This is a genomic window from Allobosea sp. (genome assembly GCF_048595345.1).
Classification (GTDB): domain Bacteria; phylum Pseudomonadota; class Alphaproteobacteria; order Rhizobiales; family Beijerinckiaceae; genus Allobosea.
The window spans coordinates 29,890-48,625 of sequence record NZ_JBMDWH010000068.1; the positions used below are offsets into that span (position 1 = coordinate 29,890).

Sequence of the window (18,736 nt, forward strand, 5' to 3'; positions counted from 1 at the left end):
TAGACCCTGTCCATGACCGACGCCACGCTCCGCCGCGAACGCTCCGCCCTGACCGGTTTTGCGGATAACCGGCTCGATCGGCGCGAGGACCTGCGCAACAATCCCGATGCGGTGACGGCGCTGCGCCACCGCTCCGACACGCGCATCGCCGCGGTCGCGGGCGAGACGCCCGTGCTGAACCGCCTCTCCGATGAAAGGTGCTCCATCTGGTTCAGCCATGGCGAGGCGGAGATGCTGGGGCACGCCCTGGAGGAGATCTTCCTCGGCATGGCAGAGGACGGATCGCCGCGCTTCGGACGGCTTCTCGACCGCGCGTCCGTCGAGACGCTCGGCGCACGGCCAGAACTGCTGCTGACCGATCTGCGCTCCGTCGCGATGAAGCGTCTCGTGCCGGAGGATGAAGTGGGTCCGCTCGGCGAGGCCAAGGCGGTGCTGGACTGGCATGCCCGGCACCGCTTCTGCGCGCAATGCGGCGGGCCGACCGTCGCGGGGACCTCCGGCTGGCGGCGCGAATGCACCAGCTGCGGCGCGCTGCATTTCCCCCGCACCGACCCGGTGGTGATCATGCTGGTGACGTATGGCGACACCTGCCTGCTCGCGCGGCAGTCGCGCTTCGCAGCCGGCATGTATTCCTGCATCGCCGGCTTCGTCGAACCGGGGGAGACGCTGGAAAACGCCGTGCGACGGGAAAGCTGGGAAGAAGCGGGCCTTCGCATCGGCACGGTGCGTTATCTCGCCTCTCAACCCTGGCCCTTCCCCTCCTCCATCATGATCGGCTGCATCGCCGAGGCGTTGGGCGACGAGATCACGCTAGACATGACCGAGCTGGAAGACGGGCGCTGGTTTACCCGGGACGAGGTGCTGGCGATGCTCGAAGGGCGCCATGCCGACGGGCTGTCCTGTCCGCAACCCATCGCCATCGCCCACACGCTGGTGCGTGCCTGGATCGAGGGCGAGACGCCCTGATTGTGCTGCGCCGCCGTCCTGTGGGTGCGACCGGGTATCGAAGCTCTCGTCCTGAGGAGGCCCGAAGGGCCGCCTCGAAGGGCGTTCCAGACGGCTCCGGATCTCCCTGGAGCATCCTTCGAGACGCCAGGTCTCACGACATGGCTCCTCAGGATGAGGGCTTCGTCGATGATGAGCCGAATTCCGAGATCAGGAGCCTTGCATGAACGACCCGGTCCACGCTTTCGTCCCCGGCCCGCGCGCCCATGTCTCCGGCCCGCCCGGCGGGCCCCTCTCGGGGCTGACCTTCGCGGTGAAGGATCTGTTCGACGTCGCGGGTGTTCCGACCGGCGGCGGCAACCATGACTGGGCCAAGGCCAACCCGGTGCCGCAGCGCCATGCAAGGGTGGTGCAGCAACTGCTGGATGCCGGCGCCGACATGATCGGCAAGACGATCACTGACGAGGTTTCGCTCGGCATCCTCGGCGAGAGCGCCTTCGACGGCACGCCGGTCAACAGCGCCGCGCCCGATCGGGTGCCGGGCGGCTCCTCCTCCGGTTCGGCGGCGGCCGTCGCGGCGGGTCTCTGCGACACCGCGCTCGGCACCGATACCGGCGGCTCGGTGCGCGTTCCGTCGAGCTTCTGCGGGCTTTACGGCATCCGCCCCACCCATGGCCGGCTCGACCTCACCGGGCTGATGCCGCAGGCGCCGAGTTCGGATACGGCGGGCTGGTTCGCCCGCGATGCGAGGACCTTCGCAAAGGTCGGCGGTGTGCTGCTGGGTGAGGAGCCGGGGCCGCTGCCGACGCGGCTTTTGCTGGCGGCGGACGCCTTCGGCTTTGCCGATCAAGAAGTCGCGGAGGCGCTGAAGCCGATGGTCGCGCGGCTCGCAAAGGTGCTCGGCACGACGCCGCAGGACGAGATCATGGCGCCGCAAGGGCTCTCGGTCTGGGCGCGGGCGCAGCGCTGCCTGCAGCCGGTCGAGGCCTGGGAGACCTTCCGCCCCTGGATCGAGCGGCACAATCCGCGCATGGCCTTCGGTGTCGCGGCCGGGCTGATCGCCGGCTCGCAGATCTCCGCCGCAGATCAGGGCTGGGCGGCGCTGATGCGGGAGGAGGCCCGCGCCCGGATGCGCCATCTGCTGCCGCCGGGCACCATTCTCTGCCTGCCGACGACGCCCTTCCCGGCCCCGCTGCGCGGCCAGTCGATCCCGGCGCTGCGGCCGGTGCGCGACCGCATCACCTGCCTGTGCGCGCAGGGCGGTCTCGCCGGCCATCCGCAGGTGAGCCTGCCCGGCGCGACCGTGGAGGGCGCGCCCATCGGGCTCTCGATCATCGGCGGGCGTGGCACGGATGCCGCCCTGCTCGCCGTCGCACTCGCCATGGAGGATGCCGCGTGACCGATCTGACGCCGAACCTGCCCGAGGTCGTGGCCGAAATCTCAGCGCTGTTCGAGGAGTACGAGCAGGCGCTGATCGATAAGAATGTCGCCGTGCTGGACCGGACCTTCTGGAACAGCCCGCACACCATCCGCTACGCCTTCAGCGAGCATGGCTACGGTTTCGACGAGATCCACGCCCATCGTGTGGCCCGCCCGCCGGGGCCGGGCTCGAAAGAGAAGCGGATCAGGCTGGAAATCCTGACGCTGGGCCGGGACTTTGCGACGGTGAACCTGGAGTTCAAGCTGCGCGGGCGCGATGCCATCGGCCGCCAGAGCCAGACATGGGTGCGCTTCCCCGATTGCGGCTGGAAGGTCGTCTCGGCGCATGTCTCGACATTGGAGCCGCGGGGCTGAGAGGCCGACCCGGTTCGTGTGGAAACACGTGGTCGTCCCGGACTTGATCCGGGACCCATTCCGGAACCGTTCCTGAATGGTTCCCGGGTCTGCGCTTCGCTTCGCCCGGGACGACCGCGCTTGATTTGATCAGGTGGACCGCCAAATGGCCGAACGCCTGACCTACTCAGCCGGCTCCTCGATGGTCGAGCGGAACTCGCTCGCCGGATAGACGCCCATGATCTTCATCTCCTTGGAGAAGAAGGCGAGCTCGTCGAGCGCGCGGCGCAGGGCCGGGTCGTCGGGATGGCCCTCGACATCGGCGTAGAACATCGTCGCCGAGAACAGCCCGTCGACCATGTAGCTTTCGAGCTTGGTCATGTTGACGCCGTTGGTGGCGAAGCCGCCCATCGCCTTGTAGAGCGCGGCGGGGATGTTGCGGACACGGAACATGAGCGTCGTCACCGTGCGGGCGCCGCCCTGGCGGGCATATTCGGGATATTTCGAGAGCACGACGAAGCGGGTGGTGTTGTGCTTCTCGTCCTCGATATCCTCCATCAGGATGTTGAGGCCGTAGACCTCCGCCGCGATGCGCGGGGCGATGGCTGCGCGCGTGACGTCGCCGGCCTCCGAGACCTGCCGGGCCGAGCCCGCCGTATCGGCCGCGACCTCGGCCTTCAGACCCAGCTTGCGGATGATCTTGCGGCACTGGCCGAGGGCATGGATGTGGCTCTGCACGGTCTTCACCGTCGCCAGCGTCGCGCCCTCGACGCCCATCAGGTGGAAGCGGATCGGCAGGAAATGCTCGCCGATGATGTGCAGCCCCGAGCGCGGCAGCAGATGGTGGATGTCGGCGACGCGGCCGGCGATCGAATTGTCGATCGGGATCATGCCGTAGCGGGCCGTGCCGTCGCTGACGGCGGCGAGCGCGTCCTCGAAGGTGGCGCAGGGCAGAAGCTCGCACTCCGGAAAGACCTGGCGGGCCGCCTGCGAGGAGAAGGCGCCGGGCTCGCCCTGATAGGAGACGACGAAGGACATGGCAGGCTTTCCGGAAGGCTGATTCAGGATTTCAGGATGGCGCGGGCGCGGTCGAGATCGGGCGGGGTGTCGACGCCGCGGGGCACATGATCGACGATCATCACGTCGATGCGCATGCCGTCCTCCAGCGCGCGCAGCTGCTCCAGCTTCTCGCGCAGTTCCAGCGGCGATTGCGGCAGGCCGACGAAACGCTCCAGCGCCGCGCGCCGATAGGCGTAGAGGCCGATATGATGATAGAGCGGGCCCTCGCCATAAGGCGCCGTGGCACGGGTGAAATAGAGCGCGCGCAGCCGGCGCGGCCCGACCTCGCTGCCGATCAGCTTGACGACGCTCGGCGCGGTCTTTTCGTCCTCGTCGAAGATCTCCCCCGCCAGCGTGGCGATATCGACCTGCGGGTCCGCCAGCGGCTTGACGGAATCGGCGATGGCGGACGGGGCGAGCGTGGGGAAATCGCCCTGGACGTTGACGATGATCTCGTAGCGCCGCTCGGGGTCGAGAATGTCGGCGGCTTCCTTGATCCGGTCCGAGCCGGTCTGGTGCGCGGCGCTGGTCATCACCGCCTTGCCGCCGGCCTTTTCGATGGCGGCCATGATCTCCGGCGAGTCGGTCGCGACCGCGACGTCGCCGGCGCCGGAGGCGATCGCGCGGCGCCAGACATGCACGATCATCGGCTCGCCATGGATGTCCGCCATCGGCTTGCCCGGCAGGCGGGTCGCGGCCATGCGGGCGGGGATCAGGATCAGCGGCTGGGGCATGGCTGTCGGCAGGTCCGGCGCGAGCTCCGGGCCGGGCGGCTCGGGGCGTCCAAAAGTCACAAAGGATGCGCGCTTATACGAGTTGCAATCGGGCGCGCAAAGCGGTTAAGCAACAGCCGAGGCTGGAGCCTTTCCAAGCTCCGGCGCTGCGCAATCTCGTCTCCGCGATCGTCACCGCGGCTGGCTCCAGGGTTCGGATGCGATGAATATCGAGGCCAACAAAGTCGCCGGTGCGCTGCTCTCCACCCTGCTGGTGGTGATGGGGCTCCAGATGGTGTCCGGCATCGTGTTCTCCTCCCACAAGCCCGCCGTCCCCGGCTCCGACCTGCCGAGCGCCGAACCGGCCGCCGCCGGCGGCGCTCCTGCCGCCGCCGAAGACCCCCCGATCGTCGAGCGCCTGGCCAAGGCCGACGTCGCCAAGGGCGAGAAGGCGACCGGCGCCTGCAAGGCCTGCCACAGCTTCGAGAAGGGCGGCGCCAACAAGGTCGGTCCGCATCTCTACGGCGTCTATGGCCGCAACGAAGGCACGGTCGAGGGCTTCGCCTATTCCGCCGCGCTCAAGGGCCGCACTGACAAGAAGTGGGAGGCGGACGGCCTCGACCACTTCCTGAAGAACCCGAAGGCCTATGTGCCGGGCACCGCGATGGCCTTCGCCGGCATCAGCAACGCCCAGACCCGCGCCGACGTCGTGGCCTACCTCAACACCCTCGCCGATTCGCCGCAGCCGCTGCCGAAGCCCTGAGCGGGATCGGCGAGCGCGCCTCGACCAGCGTATCGCCGCAGAACGATGAAAGCCGGGCCTCGTGCCCGGCTTTTCGATTCGGCGCCTTGCTCCTGCCTCCGCGCTGGCGACAATGATGGCGTCCCGCCGGCCATTGCCGATCGCGCAGTCGCGGGCGACATAGAACGGGTTGCGATTCGACGAGCGAAGGAGACGCGGAACGATGGCGATGCGCATCACACGCCGCAGGCTGCTGGAGGCCGCGGGGGTCACGGCGGCTGCGACCACCCTGCCGGGCGTTTCCGGGGTCGCGTTGGCGCAGGATGCGGAGCTGCACGGCCTGTCGGTCTTCGGCGACCTCGCGCTGCCGGCGGATTTTCCGCATTTCGCCTATGTGAACCCGCAGGCGCCCAAGGGCGGCACGCTGACGATCCAGATCAAGCAGGCGGCGGGCAACCAGAGCTTCGACACCTTCAACACGCTCAACACCTATGTCCTGCAGGGCGATGGCGCGGCGGGCATGGATGCCTGCTTCGACACGCTGATGGCGGGCTCAGGCGACGAGCCGGGCGCCGCCTATGGTCTTCTGGCGAAGAGCGTTTCGGTCTCGCCCGACAGGCTGGTCTATCGCTTTCGGCTGCGGCCGGAGGCGCGCTTCCACGACGGTTCGCGGGTGACGGCGCAGGATGTCGCCTTTTCACTCGGCATCCTCAAGGAAAAGGGCCATCCGAGCTATCGGCTGCTGCTCGGCGAGATGATTTCGGCCAAGGCCGAAAGCGACGACCTCGCCGTCATCAGCTTGAGCCCCAAGCGCGGCCGAGACCTGCATATGGTCGTTGCCGGAATGCCGGTCTTCTCGGAACGATACTGGGCGAGCCGGGATTTCACCGCCGCGACGCTGGAGCCGCCTTTGGGATCGGGCCCCTACAAGGTCGGGCGCCTCGAGCAGGGCCGCTATATCGAGTTCGAGCGCGTGGCCGATTACTGGGCCAGGAACCTGCCGGTGAATATCGGCACGAATAATTTCGACCGCGTGCGCTGGGAGTATTTCCGCGACCGGCAGGTGGCGTTCGAGGCCTTCAAGAGCGGTATCATCACCTTCCAGGAGGAGTTCACCTCCCGGATCTGGGCGACGGGCTACGACTTCCCGGCGATGAAGGAGGGCAAGGTCAAGAAGGAGGCGTTGCGCAAGACCGATCCTGTCGCGTCGCAGGGCTGGATCTACAACACCCGCCGCGAGAAATTCGCCGATCCGCGTATCCGCGAAGCGCTGGGGCTCGCCTTCGACTTCGAATGGACCCGCAAGACCATCATGTTCGGCTCCTATGAGCGCATGACCTCCTATTTCGAGAATTCGGATTCCAAGGCCGTCGGGAAGCCCTCCCCCGCAGAGCTTGCCTTGCTGGAGCCCTTCCGCGGCAAGGTGCCGGAGGAGGTCTTCGGCGAGCCCTTCCTGCCCCCGGTCTCGGACGGCTCGGGCAGCGACCGGGCGCTGCTGCGCAAGGCGGACGAGATGCTGCGCGCCGCCGGCTGCAAGCGCGACGGCAACGTCCTGAAGCTGCCGAACGGCCAGCCCTTCGAGATCGAGTTCCTCGATTCCAACCCGGCGCTGCAGCCGCATACCCAGCCCTTCCAGGCCAATCTCCGAAAGCTCGGCATCAATGCCGCCTCCCGCACGGTCGATCCGGCGCAATATCAGCGCCGCTTGCAGGAGTTCGATTTCGACATCATCAGCCAGGCACTTTCAGGCAGCGCGATCCCGAGCGATTCGCTGCGCATCGTCTATGGCTCTCAGGCGGCCAAGACGCCCGGCTCACGCAACATCGCCGGCATTGCCGATCCCGCCATCGACGCCATGATCGAAAAGATCGGCCAGGCGAAGAGCTATGCCGAGGTGGTCGTGGCCACCAAATGCCTCGACAGGCTGCTGCGCGCGGGCCGCTACTGGATTCCGATGTGGTGGAACGACGAAACCTGGATCGCGCATTGGGACCTCTTCGACCGGCCGCAGACCAAGCCGAAATACGGCACCGGCGCGCCCGGCACCTGGTGGTTCGACGCCGAGAAGGCCAAGCGGATCGGGAAGGCGTGATGACGATGCAGCCGAAGGGGCGCCTGCGGGATTCACTGTCGCCGATCCTGCGGCTGGAAGGCGCCCTGCTGGGGGCGGTCTGCATCTGGCTCTTCGCCGGGACCGGATTCTCCTGGTGGCTCTTCGGCGTCCTGCTGCTGAGCCCGGACGTCACCATGCTGGGCTATGCGGCGGGGCCGCGCTTCGGGGCGATCGTCTACAATGCCGGCCATAGCTGGATCGGACCGGTCCTGCTCGCTGCTGTCGGCCATGTCGCGGGCAGCCCGCTCGTCCTGGCGCTCGCCTTCATCTGGGGAGCGCATGTCGGAATCGATCGGGCGCTCGGCTATGGCCTGAAATATGCGACCGGCTTCGGCCATACCCATCTCGGCCTGATCGGCCCGGCTGCAAAGGCGTGACCAGCGGATGCTGAGCTACATTCTCCGCCGCATCGCGCTGATGGTGCCGACGCTGTTCGGGATCCTGCTCGTCTCCTTCACCCTCGTGCAGTTCGCGCCCGGCGGGCCGGTGGAGCGCGTGATCTCGCAGCTCCAGAACCCCAATGGCGGTGCGGCCGACCGCGTCGGCGGCGGACAGGGCGGCGATGCCGGCATGCAGGGCGATGGCGGCGCCTATCGCGGGGCGCAGGGGCTGGACCCCGCCTTCATCAAGGAGCTGGAGAAGCAGTTCGGCTTCGACAAGCCGGCCCATGAGCGCTTCTGGAAGATGCTCGGCGACTATGCGCGCTTCGATTTCGGCCGCAGCTATTTCCGCGGGGCGCCGGTGCTGGAACTGATCAAGGAGAAGCTGCCGGTTTCGGTCTCGCTCGGCCTGTGGATGACGCTGCTGTCCTATCTGATCTCGATCCCGCTCGGCATCCGCAAGGCGGTGCGGGAGGGCTCGCGCTTCGATACCTGGACGAGCGCGGTGGTGATCATCGGCTATGCGATCCCGAGCTTTCTCTTCGCGATCCTGCTGATCGTGCTCTTCGCCGGCGGCTCGTTCTGGCAGATCTTCCCGCTGCGCGGGCTGACCTCGGACAACTGGGCGCAGCTCTCGCTGCTGGGCAAGATCAAGGATTATCTCTGGCACATCACCCTGCCGGTGACGGCGATGGCGCTGGGCGCCTTCGCGACCTCGACGCTGCTGACCAAGAACTCCTTCCTCGACGAGATCCGCAAGCAATATGTCCTGACCGCCCGGATGAAGGGCCTGTCGGAGCGCGGCGTGCTATACGGCCATGTCTTCCGCAATGCGATGCTGATCGTGATCGCGGGGTTCCCCGGCGCCTTCGTGAGCGCGCTCTTCGCCGGCTCGCTGCTGATCGAGACCATCTTCTCGCTCGACGGGCTGGGGCTGCTCTCCTTCGAGGCGATCGTGAACCGCGACTATCCGGTCGTCTTCGCCAATCTCTACATCTTCTCGCTGATCGGCCTCGTCGTGCATCTGATCACGGACCTGACCTATAGCTGGGTCGACCCCCGCATCGACTTCGAGACGCGGGAGGCCTGAGCATGAGCGACACCTTGCTCGCCCCGCCGCCGCCCGGCCTCGTCAGCGCCGCGCCCTTGCCCGCGCCGCCGCGCAAGGGCTGGCTGAAGCTCACCCCGATCAACCGGCGCAGGCTCGACAACTTCAAGGCCAACCGGCGCGGCTGGTGGTCTCTCTGGCTGTTCCTGGCGCTGTTCGTGCTCTCGCTCTTCGCCGAGCTGATCGCCAATGATCGCCCGCTCGTGGTGCAATACAAGGGCGAGTGGCTGTTTCCGGTGGCGGTGACCTATCCGGAAGAGAAGTTCGGCGGCTTCCTGGCCACCACCGATTACCGCGACCCGGTGATCGCCAAGGAGATCGCGGCGAACGGCTTCGCCATCTGGCCGCCGATCCGCTACCGCTACAACACCAACAATCTCGACCTGCCCGTGCCGGCGCCCGCCCCGCCGACCTGGATGCTCAAGGACGAGCAGTGCAAGGCGATCGCCGAGCGCAATGGCGGCTCGACCTGCCGCGACCTCGAATGGAACTGGCTCGGCACCGACGATCAGGGCCGGGACGTGGTCGCGAGGCTGATCTACGGGTTCCGCATCTCGGTGCTGTTCGGGCTGATCCTGTGCGGGTTCTCCTCGGTCATCGGCATCGCCGCCGGTGCGGTGCAAGGCTATTTCGGCGGCTGGACGGACCTGATTTTCCAGCGACTGATCGAGATCTGGACCTCGATCCCGGCGCTCTACCTGCTGATCATCGTGGCGGCCATCATCACGCCGAGCTTCTTCGTGCTGCTCGGCATCCTGCTGCTGTTTTCCTGGGTCTCGCTGGTCGGCGTGGTGCGCGCCGAGTTTCTGCGGGCGCGCAATTTCGAATATGTCCGCGCCGCCCGGGCGCTCGGCCTGTCGAACCGCGCCATCATGTGGCGCCATCTGCTCCCCAACGCGATGGTGGCGACGCTGACCTTCCTGCCCTTCATTCTCAACGGCTCCATCACGACGCTGACCTCGCTCGACTTCCTCGGCTTCGGGCTGCCGCCCGGCTCGCCTTCGCTCGGCGAGCTGCTGGCGCAGGGCAAGGCCAATCTCCAGGCGCCCTGGCTGGGGCTGTCCGGCTTCGCGGTGATCGCCCTGATGCTCTCGCTGCTGATCTTCATCGGCGAGGCGGTGCGGGACGCGTTCGACCCGCGGAAGACGTTCGCATGAGGGATGTGCTAGGATCGTCTGCGAGGAGAAGGCGATGAACAAGATCGTGCGCGAGCACTATCCGGTCGAGAAACTACCGGATGATTTGCGGACAGAGCTTGGACTGGTGCAAACCGTGACGGTGACAATCGTTGCCGAAGATGCGGTTCGCGAACTGCGGGATCATAAGGCTGCAATCGCAGAACTGCGCGAACTCCGTAGCCGACTCAAGCCAAGCCCTTCCGATTCGGTTGAACGCGTCAGGGCACTGCGGGACGAGTGGGACGACTGATCGCGTCGATGCTGATCTATCTCGACGCCTGTGCGATCATCGAAGCGCGAGAGAAATTCACCCCGGCGGGGCAGTCAATCGCGAACCTTATGATTGATGCATTCAACGGAGATACTCTGCTCCGTACATGCGAACTTTCGCTTCTAGAGGTTCTCGTGCGCCCGCTCCACGATATCGAGAGCCCTGATGCACAGATCAGATCGGAAAGCGGCGCTCTTCGCGATTGGTATACGCGCAACCTCGTTTCCGACGGGCTCTTTCTCAAAACCTCGGCGATTGACGCGGAAACTCTAAGGACGGCAGCTTGGCTCAGGGCGACTGCGTCGCGCGATCACTCTGGCTCGCTCAAGGCACCTGACGCGATCCACTTCGCAAGCGCCGTGCTCGCAGGCTGCAGTCATTTCGTTACAGGAGATGAGCGTCTGAGCAACGCCATTGCCCGGCATGTCGAGGGTTCGAGGATCGAAATTGTTGCGCTTGACGACGCTGCAATCGACGAACTCGCAAAACGGATAACATCTTGACCCCCTCCCCCCTCCTCTCCGTCGAAGACCTCTCCGTCGCCTTTCGCCAGGGCGGACAGGAGATGCTCGCGGTCGATCGCGTCTCCTTCTCGATCGACAAGGGCGAGACCGTCGCGATCGTCGGCGAGTCCGGCTCGGGCAAGTCGGTCTCGGCGCTCTCGATCCTGAAGCTGCTGAACTACCCGGCGGCGAGCCATCCCTCCGGCAAGGTGCTGTTCAAGGGGCAGGACCTGATCGCGGCCGACGAGGACGCGATGCGCAAGGTGCGCGGCAACGACATCACCATGGTGTTCCAGGAGCCGATGACCTCGCTGAACCCGCTCCATCCCATCCAGAAGCAGATCGGCGAGATCCTCGAGCTGCATAAGGGGCTGCGCGGCGAAGCGGCGCGGGCGCGCACGCTGGAATTGCTCGGGCTGGTCGGCATCCGCGACGCGGAAAGCCGGCTCGGGGCCTATCCGCATCAGCTTTCCGGCGGGCAGCGCCAGCGGGTGATGATCGCCATGGCGCTCGCCAACGAGCCGGACCTGCTCATCGCGGACGAGCCGACAACGGCGCTCGACGTCACCGTGCAGGCGCAGATCCTCAAGCTGCTCAAGGAGCTTCAGGGCCGGCTCGGCATGGCGATGCTGTTCATCACCCATGACCTCGGCATCGTGCGGCGTATCGCCGACCGTGTCGTGGTGATGCTGAAGGGCAAGGTGGTCGAGGAAGGACCGGTCGCCACGATCTTCGCGAATCCGCAGCACCCCTACACGCAGCGGCTGCTGGCGGCCGAACCGAAGGGCCGCCCCGAGCCGGTGCCGGCCGATGCCGCCACGCTGCTGGAAGCCGGGCCGATGAAGATCTGGTTCCCGATCAAGACCGGCTTCCTGCGCCGCGTTACCGGCCATGTTAAGGCGGTGGACGGCATCTCGGTGAAGGTGCGCGAAGGCGAGACGCTGGGCGTCGTCGGCGAATCCGGCTCGGGCAAGACGACGCTGGGGCTCGCGATCCTGCGGCTGATTTCGTCCGAGGGGCCGATCGTCTTCCTCGGCGACCGCATCGACGGGCTGTCGAGCAAGCAGGTGCGGCCGAAGCGCAAGGATCTGCAGGTCGTGTTCCAGGACCCCTATGGCTCGCTCTCGCCGCGCATGTCGGTGGCGGAGATCGTGGCCGAGGGGCTCGGCGTGCAACAGCAGGGCCTCTCATACGAGGCAAAGCGCGAGATCGTCGCCGGGGCGCTCGCCGATGTCGGGCTCGATCCTTCGGCGATGGATCGCTATCCGCACGAATTCTCCGGCGGGCAGCGCCAGCGCATCGCGATCGCGCGCGCCATGGCGCTCGACCCGAAATTCGTGGTGCTGGACGAGCCGACCTCGGCGCTGGACATGTCCGTGCAGGCGCAGATCGTCGAATTGCTGCGTGGCCTCCAGGCCAGGCGAAAACTCGGCTATCTCTTCATCAGCCACGATCTGAAGGTGGTGAGGGCGCTGTCCCACCGCGTCGTCGTGATGCAGAACGGCAAGGTCGTCGAGGAAGGGCCGGCGGAGGCGATCTTCGAGCGCCCGCAGGTGCCCTACACCCAGGCGCTGCTGGCGGCGGCGCTGAACATCGAGCCGGTCGCGGCCGCCGCCGTCAGGGAGTGAGCATGGCCCGCGCTCTTCTCATCGTTCTGGATTCGGTCGGCTGCGGCGGCGCCGCCGACGCACCCGCCTATGGCGACGAAGGCGCGGACACGCTCGGCCATATCGCTGAGGCGTGCGCCGCCGGTTCAGGCGACCGCGACGGGCTGCGCAGCGGACCGCTCGCTCTGCCGAACCTGGCGCGGCTCGGCCTCGCCCATGCCTGCGAAGCCTCGACCGGACGGCCTCCGGCAGGTCTCGCCAAGCCCGCCGAGCCGCAAGGCCTTTGGGGCTATGGCGTGGAAACCAGCCGCGGCAAGGACACGCCCTCCGGCCATTGGGAGATCGCTGGCTGCCCCGTCACCTTCGATTGGGGGTATTTCACCGCGCTGGATCCGTCCTTTCCGCCCGAACTCGTCGCTGCGATCGTGAAGGAAGGCGTCCTGCCCGGCATTCTCGGAAACAAGCACGCCTCCGGCGTCACGGTGATCGAGGAGCTCGGCGCCGAGCATCTCCGGACAGGCAAGCCGATCTGCTACACCTCGGTCGATTCCGTGCTGCAGATCGCGGCACATGAGGAGCATTTCGGGCTCGAGCGCCTCTATGACCTGTGCCGCACGGTGCGCAGGCTGGTCGATCCGCTGCGGATCGGACGGGTGATCGCGCGGCCCTTCGCCGGCTCGCCCGGGCAGGGCTTCCAGCGCACCGGCAACCGCAAGGACTTCGCCATTCCCCCGCCCGGCGAGACGATCCTCGACCGGCTGGCGGCGCAGGGCCGCAGCGTCATCACCGTCGGCAAGATCGGCGACATCTTCGCCCATCGCGCCACCGGCAAGGAGATCAAGCCCTTCGGCAATGCGGCGATGGTGGAGGCGGCGCTGGAGGCCTGGGACAGGCTGCCGGATGGCGGGTTCTGCTTCGTCAACCTCGTCGATTTCGACAGCGAATATGGCCACCGGCGCGACGTGCCGGGCTATGCCGCGGCGCTCGAAGCCTTCGACCGCATGCTGCCGCGCATCGAGGGCGTGTTGCGGCCGGGCGATCTCGCCGTCATCACCGCGGACCATGGCAACGACCCGACCTGGCGCGGCACGGACCATACGCGCGAGCATGTGCCGATCCTCGCCTTCGGGCCGGGCGTGACGGGGCGGGCGCTGGGGCGGCGCGAGAGCTTCTCCGACATCGGGGCGAGTCTGGGTGTTCATCTGGGCATCGGTCCCGTGGGACCGGGCCGTCCCTGGTAGATCAGACCGCGGCGACGCGGCTGCAGAAGCCGGCGACATCGGAGCGGATCGCCTGGGCCTGGCGCGCCACGGCAGAGGCGGTTTCCTCAAGCTTCTCGGCCGCAGCATGGGCCTGCGCGGTCACGGCCGTGAAGCCGGCCGCGACATCGGCGCTGCGCTGGGCGCCCTCGAACGACAATCCGACCTGATAGGCGATTTCCGAGGTGGCCTTGCCCTGCTCGTTCACCGAGGCGGCGATCGCGTCGGAGAGCTGCTCGACCTCGGCGATCGCCTGCACGATTTCCAGGATCGCGCTCAAAGAGCTCTGCGTCGCCCCCTGCATCGCCCCGATCTGCGCGGAAACGTCGTCGGTCGCCTTCGCCGTCTGCGAGGCCAGCAGCTTCACCTCGTTGGCGACCACGGCGAAGCCGCGTCCCATTTCGCCGGCACGGGCCGCCTCGATCGTCGCGTTGAGCGCCAGCATGCTCGTCTGCGAGGCGATGCCGCGGATGATGTCCACCACGGCTCCGACATTGCCGCTGTGGTGGGCGAGCGTGGCTATCTGCTGCTGGGCATGGCGCGCCCGATGCGCGGCCGATTTCGACTTGTCGGCGGAATCGGTGGCGTTGCGACCGATCTCCGAAATCGAGGCGACGAGCTGCGTCGAGGCGGCTCCAAGCTGCTCGATGCTGTCCATCGTGCCCGCAGCCGACTGCGACACATGAGAGGTCTGGAGCCGCGCCTGTTCGGAGGTTTCGGTCAGCGAGGCGGCCTTGTTGCCCATGGCGTCCGCGGCTTCGTCGAGCCGCACCGTCGCCTGCTCGATCCGGTCGCGGAAGGAGGCGACCAGCTCGGTCAGCTGGACGCTGCGTTCGGCGAGACTGGCGGCGAGCTCGCGCTCCTTCTCATGGACTAGCCTCTCGCGCTCGGCCGCAGCGGCGGCGCGGGCGAAATTCTCGTCGCCCCGAACGATTCGGCGCTGCAGCAGAACGGCGAAAGTCGCGAGGAAGGACGTCTCGATCACGACGATCACGGCGTGGAGGAGAACGCGAACCAGGCTTCCGCCCTGATAGAACACAGCCGCGGGCAGCATGTACTGCAAGGCGAGGTGATGGCAGGCCGTCAGCGCGGCGCCGAGCACGATCGGGCGCCAGTCGCAGAAGCCGGCGAGCAGCGCCAGCACAGCGAAATAGTACATGTGCATGTCGGACTGCCAGGGATGGCCGGCAAAGCTGAAGACGAGTATCGAGACCTGGCCGATCAGCACGGTGGCGACCGAGAGTTGGGTCACCCGCGCCGCGCCGGCGACGCGATAGAGCAAGGGCAGCACGAGCGCCGTGGCGGCCAGCAGGCTCAGTGACGCGATGCCCGCCTCGCCATGGGCCCAAAGGCTCAGCGCGATCAGCGGCACATGCATCAGGGCGAGCCCGATGAGCGCCTTGGCGACGCGCTTTCGCAGAATGTCCAGCGACAGGTTCGTCACCGCCCCTTCGCCTCCTCTGCCGCGTCGAGACAGCCGGCGAGGCCCTTCAGCGCCAGCGACAGCACGCTGCCGGCGGGAAGAGGCCGGGCCTGCGGCTCCGCCGCGACGATGACGATGGTGTCGAGCCGGCCCAGGCGCAGCACACGGTAGCCGGCATCGAAACTGCGCAAGAGCGCCTGATCGGAGCCGACCCAGGGCGCGAAGACGATGGCGCTCGGCTCGGTGGCGCTCTGCGAAGGCAGGCTCGCCACCGCGGACAGGCCGGTCAGGATCATAAGGGCTGCAACGAGCGCGATGCCCGCAGCGGCCTTCACCGCCCGCTCGCCGGTCGCGGCGCTGCGGTCAGAAGGGAGAGGCATTGGATTTCATCCGAAGTCACGATTCTCGATGAAACAACCGTTTCCGGATGAATTCTTTGTTAATCCGACAGAATATCTCTAGGGAAATTCTCGCGCCATTAAACACAAATTCAATGTAGAAAACCCGCCTGCAACCTTTGGTTTCCGATCGTCACTATTCCGTCAGATTTGGATCAATTCTCCAAATCAGATTCGTGAATTCTCCTGCGGCATCGTCCTCCACCAAGCCATACCAAGTGGAAAAAGACGGCTCAGGAGCGCAGGCGCTCCTTGATGCGGCGGATCAGCCCGTCGCGGACATCGCGATAGGCATCGAGCTTCTGCTCGCGAGAGCCCTGGACGATGGTGGGGTCCATGGTCGGCCAGTATTCGACCTCGGCGGCGACGGTGCGGGTGAGGTCGAGCGCCTTGTGGTGCGCCTCCGGCGAGAGCGAGACGATGAGATCGAAATTGAGGCCCTCCCACTCCTCCAGTTCCTCGACGGATTTCGGCTTGTGGCGGCCAAGATCGATGCCGATTTCGTCGAGCACCGCCTGGGCGAAGCCGTCGAACTCGCCCTTCCGCGCGCCGGCCGACTGCACATAGACGGATTTGCCGAAAAAGTGCTTCGTCAGCGCCTCGGCCATGGGCGAGCGCACCGCGTTCATCGCGCACATGAAGAGCACGCTCTGGACGCGGCGGAGCGGCCGGTCCTCGCCGGGCGGGGGCAGGATCGGGCCGGGCTGCTCCTGCGCGCTCAAGCGCCTCAGCCTTTCCAGTGCAGTGCGTAGATGAGGGTGAACAGCCGGCGGGCGGTGTCGAAATCGATCTCGACCTTGTTCGCAAGCCGCTCCAGCAGGATGTTCGCAGCCTCGTCATGCAAGCCCCGCCGGCCCATGTCGATCGCCTCGATCTGCTCGGGCGTCTGGGTGCGGATGGCGGCGTAATAGCTCTCGCAGACCAGCTCGTAATCCTTGACGATGCGGCGCAGCGGGCTGAGCGACAGATGATGGGTGATGACCGCCCCGCCATCGGCCGTCCGGATCTCGAAGACGAGACGGCGCTCGACCAGCGCGAGATGGACGAGATAGGGCCCGCCCTCATGCTCCGGCAGCAGAAAGCGGTTCTTCTCGATCAGATCGTAGATCGCGATGGCGCGCTCGTGCTCCTGGTCCGGCGTGCCGCGACCCAGCGAGGATTCGTCCAGCGTGACGCCGACGAGGCAGTGCTTGTTCGAGATCGCTTCGCCCGGCATCCGGCCTCCCGTCATGGCGCCGCTTTCGCGCGGCCTTGGACTCTCTTGCGCCCCGACCGGACGCGCGCTGGTCTAGAGATTGAGCCTGATCGTTACGGAACGGCCATGGGCCTGCAAGCCCTCCGCCTGCGCCAATCGCGTCGCGGCGGGCGCCAGCGCGCGCAGCCCCTCGGGCGAGCAGCGCAGCAGCGAGGTGCGCTTCATGAAATCGCCGACGCCGAGGCCGGAGGAAAACCGGGCCGAGCGCGCCGTCGGCAGGACATGGTTGGGACCGCCGACATAATCGCCGATCGCCTCGGGCGTATGCCCTCCGAGGAAGATCGCGCCCGCATTGCGGATCATCCCCGCCAGCCGGTCCGGGTCGGCGGTGATGATTTCGAGATGCTCGGGCGCCAGCCGATCGACCAGCGGCACCGCTGCTTCCAGATCGCCCACCAGCAGGATCGCGCCGAAATCGCGCCAGCTGGCTCCGGCGATCCCGGCCCGCGGCAAGGTGGCGAGCTGGCTTTCCACCGCCTTCTCGACCTCGGCGGCGAGAGCGGCGTCGTCCGTCATCAGGATCGACTGGGCGGAGGCGTCGTGCTCGGCCTGGGCCAGGAGATCGGCCGCGATCCAGTCGGGATTGGCGCTGCCATCAGCGATGACCAGCACCTCGGAGGGGCCGGCGATCATGTCGATGCCGACCTGGCCGAAGACGCGGCGCTTGGCGGCGGCGACATAGGCGTTGCCGGGACCGACGATCTTGGCGACGGGGGCGATGGTCGCGGTGCCGTGGGCCAGGGCGGCGACGGCCTGGGCACCGCCGATGCGATAGACCTCGTCGACGCCGGCGAGCCTCGCCGCCGCCAGCACCAGCGGATTGGTCTCGCCTTTCGGCGTCGGCGCGACCATGACGATGCGGGGCACGCCCGCGACCCTCGCCGGGATCGCGTTCATCAGAACCGAGGAGGGATAGCTCGCCGTGCCGCCCGGCACATAGAGGCCGACCGCCTCGATCGCGCTCCAGCGCCAGCCGCTGCCGACGCCCGCCTCGTCCTCGACCCAGGAATCGGCGGGCTTCTGGCGGGCGTGATAGGTCTCGATGCGCGCGCGCGCCGTCTCCAGCGCTTCCAGCAGCTCAGCCGGGCAGGCGGCGATGGCCGCGTCAATCTCGGCCTCGCTGACCCGGAGCGTCTCGGGGGTGAGGTCGAGAGCGTCGAAACGGCTGGTATAGCCGATCAGCGCCGCGTCGCCCTTCGCCCGAACCTCGGCGATGATGTCCGCTACGACGCGGTCGACCTCCTCCGAGACCTCCCGCTTGGCGGAGAGGAGAGCGGCGAAATCCGCCGCGAAACCGGCATCCCTGTCGTCGAGCCTGATCGGCATGCGTTGTCCTTCGACCCTGAAGTTGGTCTTGCACAACCCTCATCGCGAGGAGCGCCGCAGGCGCGTCTCGAAGGATGATCCAGAAGCTTCCGAGGAAGTCCGGAGTATCCTTCGAGACGCAAGCCATCAGGGCTTGCTCCTCAGGATGAGGGCCGAGGTTGGCCCGCTCTTTAGATCAAGGGCGCCGGCGGTTGAAGCCGCGGGCGCGGAAAAGAACGGGCTCAGCCCTCGGGATGATCGGGTGTGGCGACCGCTTCCCAGACCGGGCCGAGATCCTTCATCTGCGACTCGATGCATTCGACGGTCAGGCGAATGGCGGCGCCTTCCGAGAAATGCAGCGTCACGTCTCCGGCCGGTTCCTGCCGGACATCGAAGGTGATGGCGAGCAGGTTCAGCACCCGCCCGGCATCGTCCTTGTCGAGCTGGCTGGAGCGCACGGCCAGCACCCGGTCGAAGTGCAGCGCGGTCAGCCGGCGCCGGCGATGGCCCTGCACGGCGCCTTCCCAGTCGAAGCGACGCGCGGCAAGGGCGAAACGCCGCTCCCTGGGCAGGTAGACGATATCCGCCGTCTTCAGGACGGCGTCCTGGAGATGCGCGGAGACGATGGCGAGATCGTCGGCATCGAGCGCGACGAGCTTCAGGGGTTCGGCGACGGCGTCGGACATGGGATTGTTTGTGGCGAG

At 67.1% G+C, this 18,736-nt stretch carries 20 protein-coding genes; 12 read left to right on the forward strand and 8 right to left on the reverse strand.

Annotation, left to right across the window (positions count from 1 at the left end; translation table 11 throughout):
• Positions 1-12 precede the first annotated feature (12 nt).
• From nudC to hpxZ, 3 genes are all read left to right on the forward strand, one after another.
• Entirely contained in the window at positions 13-966 is a 954-nt protein-coding gene (nudC, locus tag ACOJTB_RS08025) for an NAD(+) diphosphatase (protein WP_420102003.1), read from the forward strand.
• A 202-nt stretch (positions 967-1,168) separates the two neighbouring features.
• Entirely contained in the window at positions 1,169-2,344 is a 1,176-nt protein-coding gene (locus tag ACOJTB_RS08030; protein ID WP_420102004.1) for an amidase, read from the forward strand.
• A complete protein-coding gene (gene hpxZ, locus ACOJTB_RS08035) occupies positions 2,341-2,739 on the forward strand; it encodes an oxalurate catabolism protein HpxZ (RefSeq protein WP_420102005.1) in 399 nt (132 codons plus the stop codon). Before ACOJTB_RS08030 ends, hpxZ begins: the two co-directional genes overlap by 4 nt.
• A 162-nt stretch (positions 2,740-2,901) precedes the next feature.
• Here hpxZ and ACOJTB_RS08040 read toward each other — a convergent pair whose 3' ends face one another.
• Positions 2,902-3,756: a prephenate dehydratase gene (locus ACOJTB_RS08040; protein ID WP_420102006.1), complete on the reverse strand. Its 855-nt coding sequence runs from the start codon at positions 3,754-3,756 to the stop codon at positions 2,902-2,904.
• A 23-nt stretch (positions 3,757-3,779) separates the two neighbouring features.
• The gene (locus ACOJTB_RS08045; protein WP_420102007.1) at positions 3,780-4,511 is read right to left on the reverse strand and encodes a 3-deoxy-manno-octulosonate cytidylyltransferase; all 732 of its coding nucleotides are present in this window, start codon (positions 4,509-4,511) and stop codon (positions 3,780-3,782) included.
• A gap of 202 nt (positions 4,512-4,713) precedes the next feature.
• Here ACOJTB_RS08045 and ACOJTB_RS08050 point away from each other — a divergent pair, with 202 nt between their 5' ends.
• The 9 genes from ACOJTB_RS08050 to ACOJTB_RS08090 all read left to right on the forward strand — a co-directional run bounded on the left by ACOJTB_RS08050 (position 4,714) and on the right by ACOJTB_RS08090 (position 13,633).
• Entirely contained in the window at positions 4,714-5,253 is a 540-nt protein-coding gene (locus tag ACOJTB_RS08050) for a c-type cytochrome (RefSeq protein WP_420102008.1), read from the forward strand.
• Between the two features lie 202 nt (positions 5,254-5,455).
• Entirely contained in the window at positions 5,456-7,324 is a 1,869-nt protein-coding gene (locus tag ACOJTB_RS08055; RefSeq protein ID WP_420102009.1) for an extracellular solute-binding protein, read from the forward strand.
• Positions 7,324-7,722, forward strand: a complete 399-nt coding sequence (locus ACOJTB_RS08060; protein WP_420102010.1) for a DUF4260 domain-containing protein — start codon at positions 7,324-7,326, stop codon at positions 7,720-7,722. Before ACOJTB_RS08055 ends, ACOJTB_RS08060 begins: the two co-directional genes overlap by 1 nt.
• Before the next feature lie 7 nt (positions 7,723-7,729).
• Positions 7,730-8,815, forward strand: coding sequence for a microcin C ABC transporter permease YejB (locus ACOJTB_RS08065; RefSeq protein WP_420102011.1), 1,086 nt, complete (start codon positions 7,730-7,732; stop codon positions 8,813-8,815).
• A 2-nt stretch (positions 8,816-8,817) separates the two neighbouring features.
• Positions 8,818-9,990 carry an ABC transporter permease gene (locus tag ACOJTB_RS08070; RefSeq protein ID WP_420102012.1) on the forward strand — a complete coding sequence of 391 codons (1,173 nt, stop codon included), beginning with the start codon at positions 8,818-8,820 and terminating at the stop codon, positions 9,988-9,990.
• A 34-nt stretch (positions 9,991-10,024) separates the two neighbouring features.
• The gene (locus tag ACOJTB_RS08075) at positions 10,025-10,261 is read left to right on the forward strand and encodes a hypothetical protein (RefSeq protein WP_420102013.1); all 237 of its coding nucleotides are present in this window, start codon (positions 10,025-10,027) and stop codon (positions 10,259-10,261) included.
• 8 nt (positions 10,262-10,269) lie between these two features.
• On the forward strand, positions 10,270-10,785 hold the full coding sequence (locus tag ACOJTB_RS08080; protein WP_420102014.1) for a type II toxin-antitoxin system VapC family toxin: 516 nt from the start codon (positions 10,270-10,272) through the stop codon (positions 10,783-10,785).
• A complete protein-coding gene (locus tag ACOJTB_RS08085) occupies positions 10,782-12,413 on the forward strand; it encodes an ABC transporter ATP-binding protein (RefSeq protein ID WP_420102015.1) in 1,632 nt (543 codons plus the stop codon). The genes ACOJTB_RS08080 and ACOJTB_RS08085 overlap by 4 nt, the downstream gene beginning before the upstream one ends.
• 2 nt (positions 12,414-12,415) lie before the next feature.
• The gene (locus tag ACOJTB_RS08090; protein WP_420102016.1) at positions 12,416-13,633 is read left to right on the forward strand and encodes a phosphopentomutase; all 1,218 of its coding nucleotides are present in this window, start codon (positions 12,416-12,418) and stop codon (positions 13,631-13,633) included.
• Position 13,634: 1 nt separating this feature from the next.
• Here ACOJTB_RS08090 and ACOJTB_RS08095 read toward each other — a convergent pair whose 3' ends face one another.
• The 6 genes from ACOJTB_RS08095 to ACOJTB_RS08120 all read right to left on the reverse strand — a co-directional run bounded on the left by ACOJTB_RS08095 (position 13,635) and on the right by ACOJTB_RS08120 (position 18,718).
• Positions 13,635-15,095 (reverse strand): methyl-accepting chemotaxis protein, encoded by a 1,461-nt coding sequence (locus ACOJTB_RS08095; RefSeq protein ID WP_420102017.1) that lies wholly within the window; start codon positions 15,093-15,095, stop codon positions 13,635-13,637.
• A complete protein-coding gene (locus ACOJTB_RS08100) occupies positions 15,092-15,454 on the reverse strand; it encodes a hypothetical protein (protein WP_420102018.1) in 363 nt (120 codons plus the stop codon). The genes ACOJTB_RS08095 and ACOJTB_RS08100 overlap by 4 nt, the downstream gene beginning before the upstream one ends.
• Positions 15,455-15,705: 251 nt before the next feature.
• Positions 15,706-16,110, reverse strand: coding sequence for an arsenate-mycothiol transferase ArsC (locus tag ACOJTB_RS08105; protein ID WP_420102031.1), 405 nt, complete (start codon positions 16,108-16,110; stop codon positions 15,706-15,708).
• Positions 16,111-16,199: 89 nt separating this feature from the next.
• Positions 16,200-16,703 (reverse strand): UPF0262 family protein, encoded by a 504-nt coding sequence (locus ACOJTB_RS08110; protein WP_420102019.1) that lies wholly within the window; start codon positions 16,701-16,703, stop codon positions 16,200-16,202.
• 57 nt (positions 16,704-16,760) lie between these two features.
• Positions 16,761-18,053, reverse strand: a complete 1,293-nt coding sequence (gene hisD, locus ACOJTB_RS08115; RefSeq protein WP_420102020.1) for a histidinol dehydrogenase — start codon at positions 18,051-18,053, stop codon at positions 16,761-16,763.
• Between the two features lie 221 nt (positions 18,054-18,274).
• Positions 18,275-18,718, reverse strand: a complete 444-nt coding sequence (locus ACOJTB_RS08120; protein ID WP_420102021.1) for a DUF2948 family protein — start codon at positions 18,716-18,718, stop codon at positions 18,275-18,277.
• Positions 18,719-18,736 lie beyond the last annotated feature (18 nt).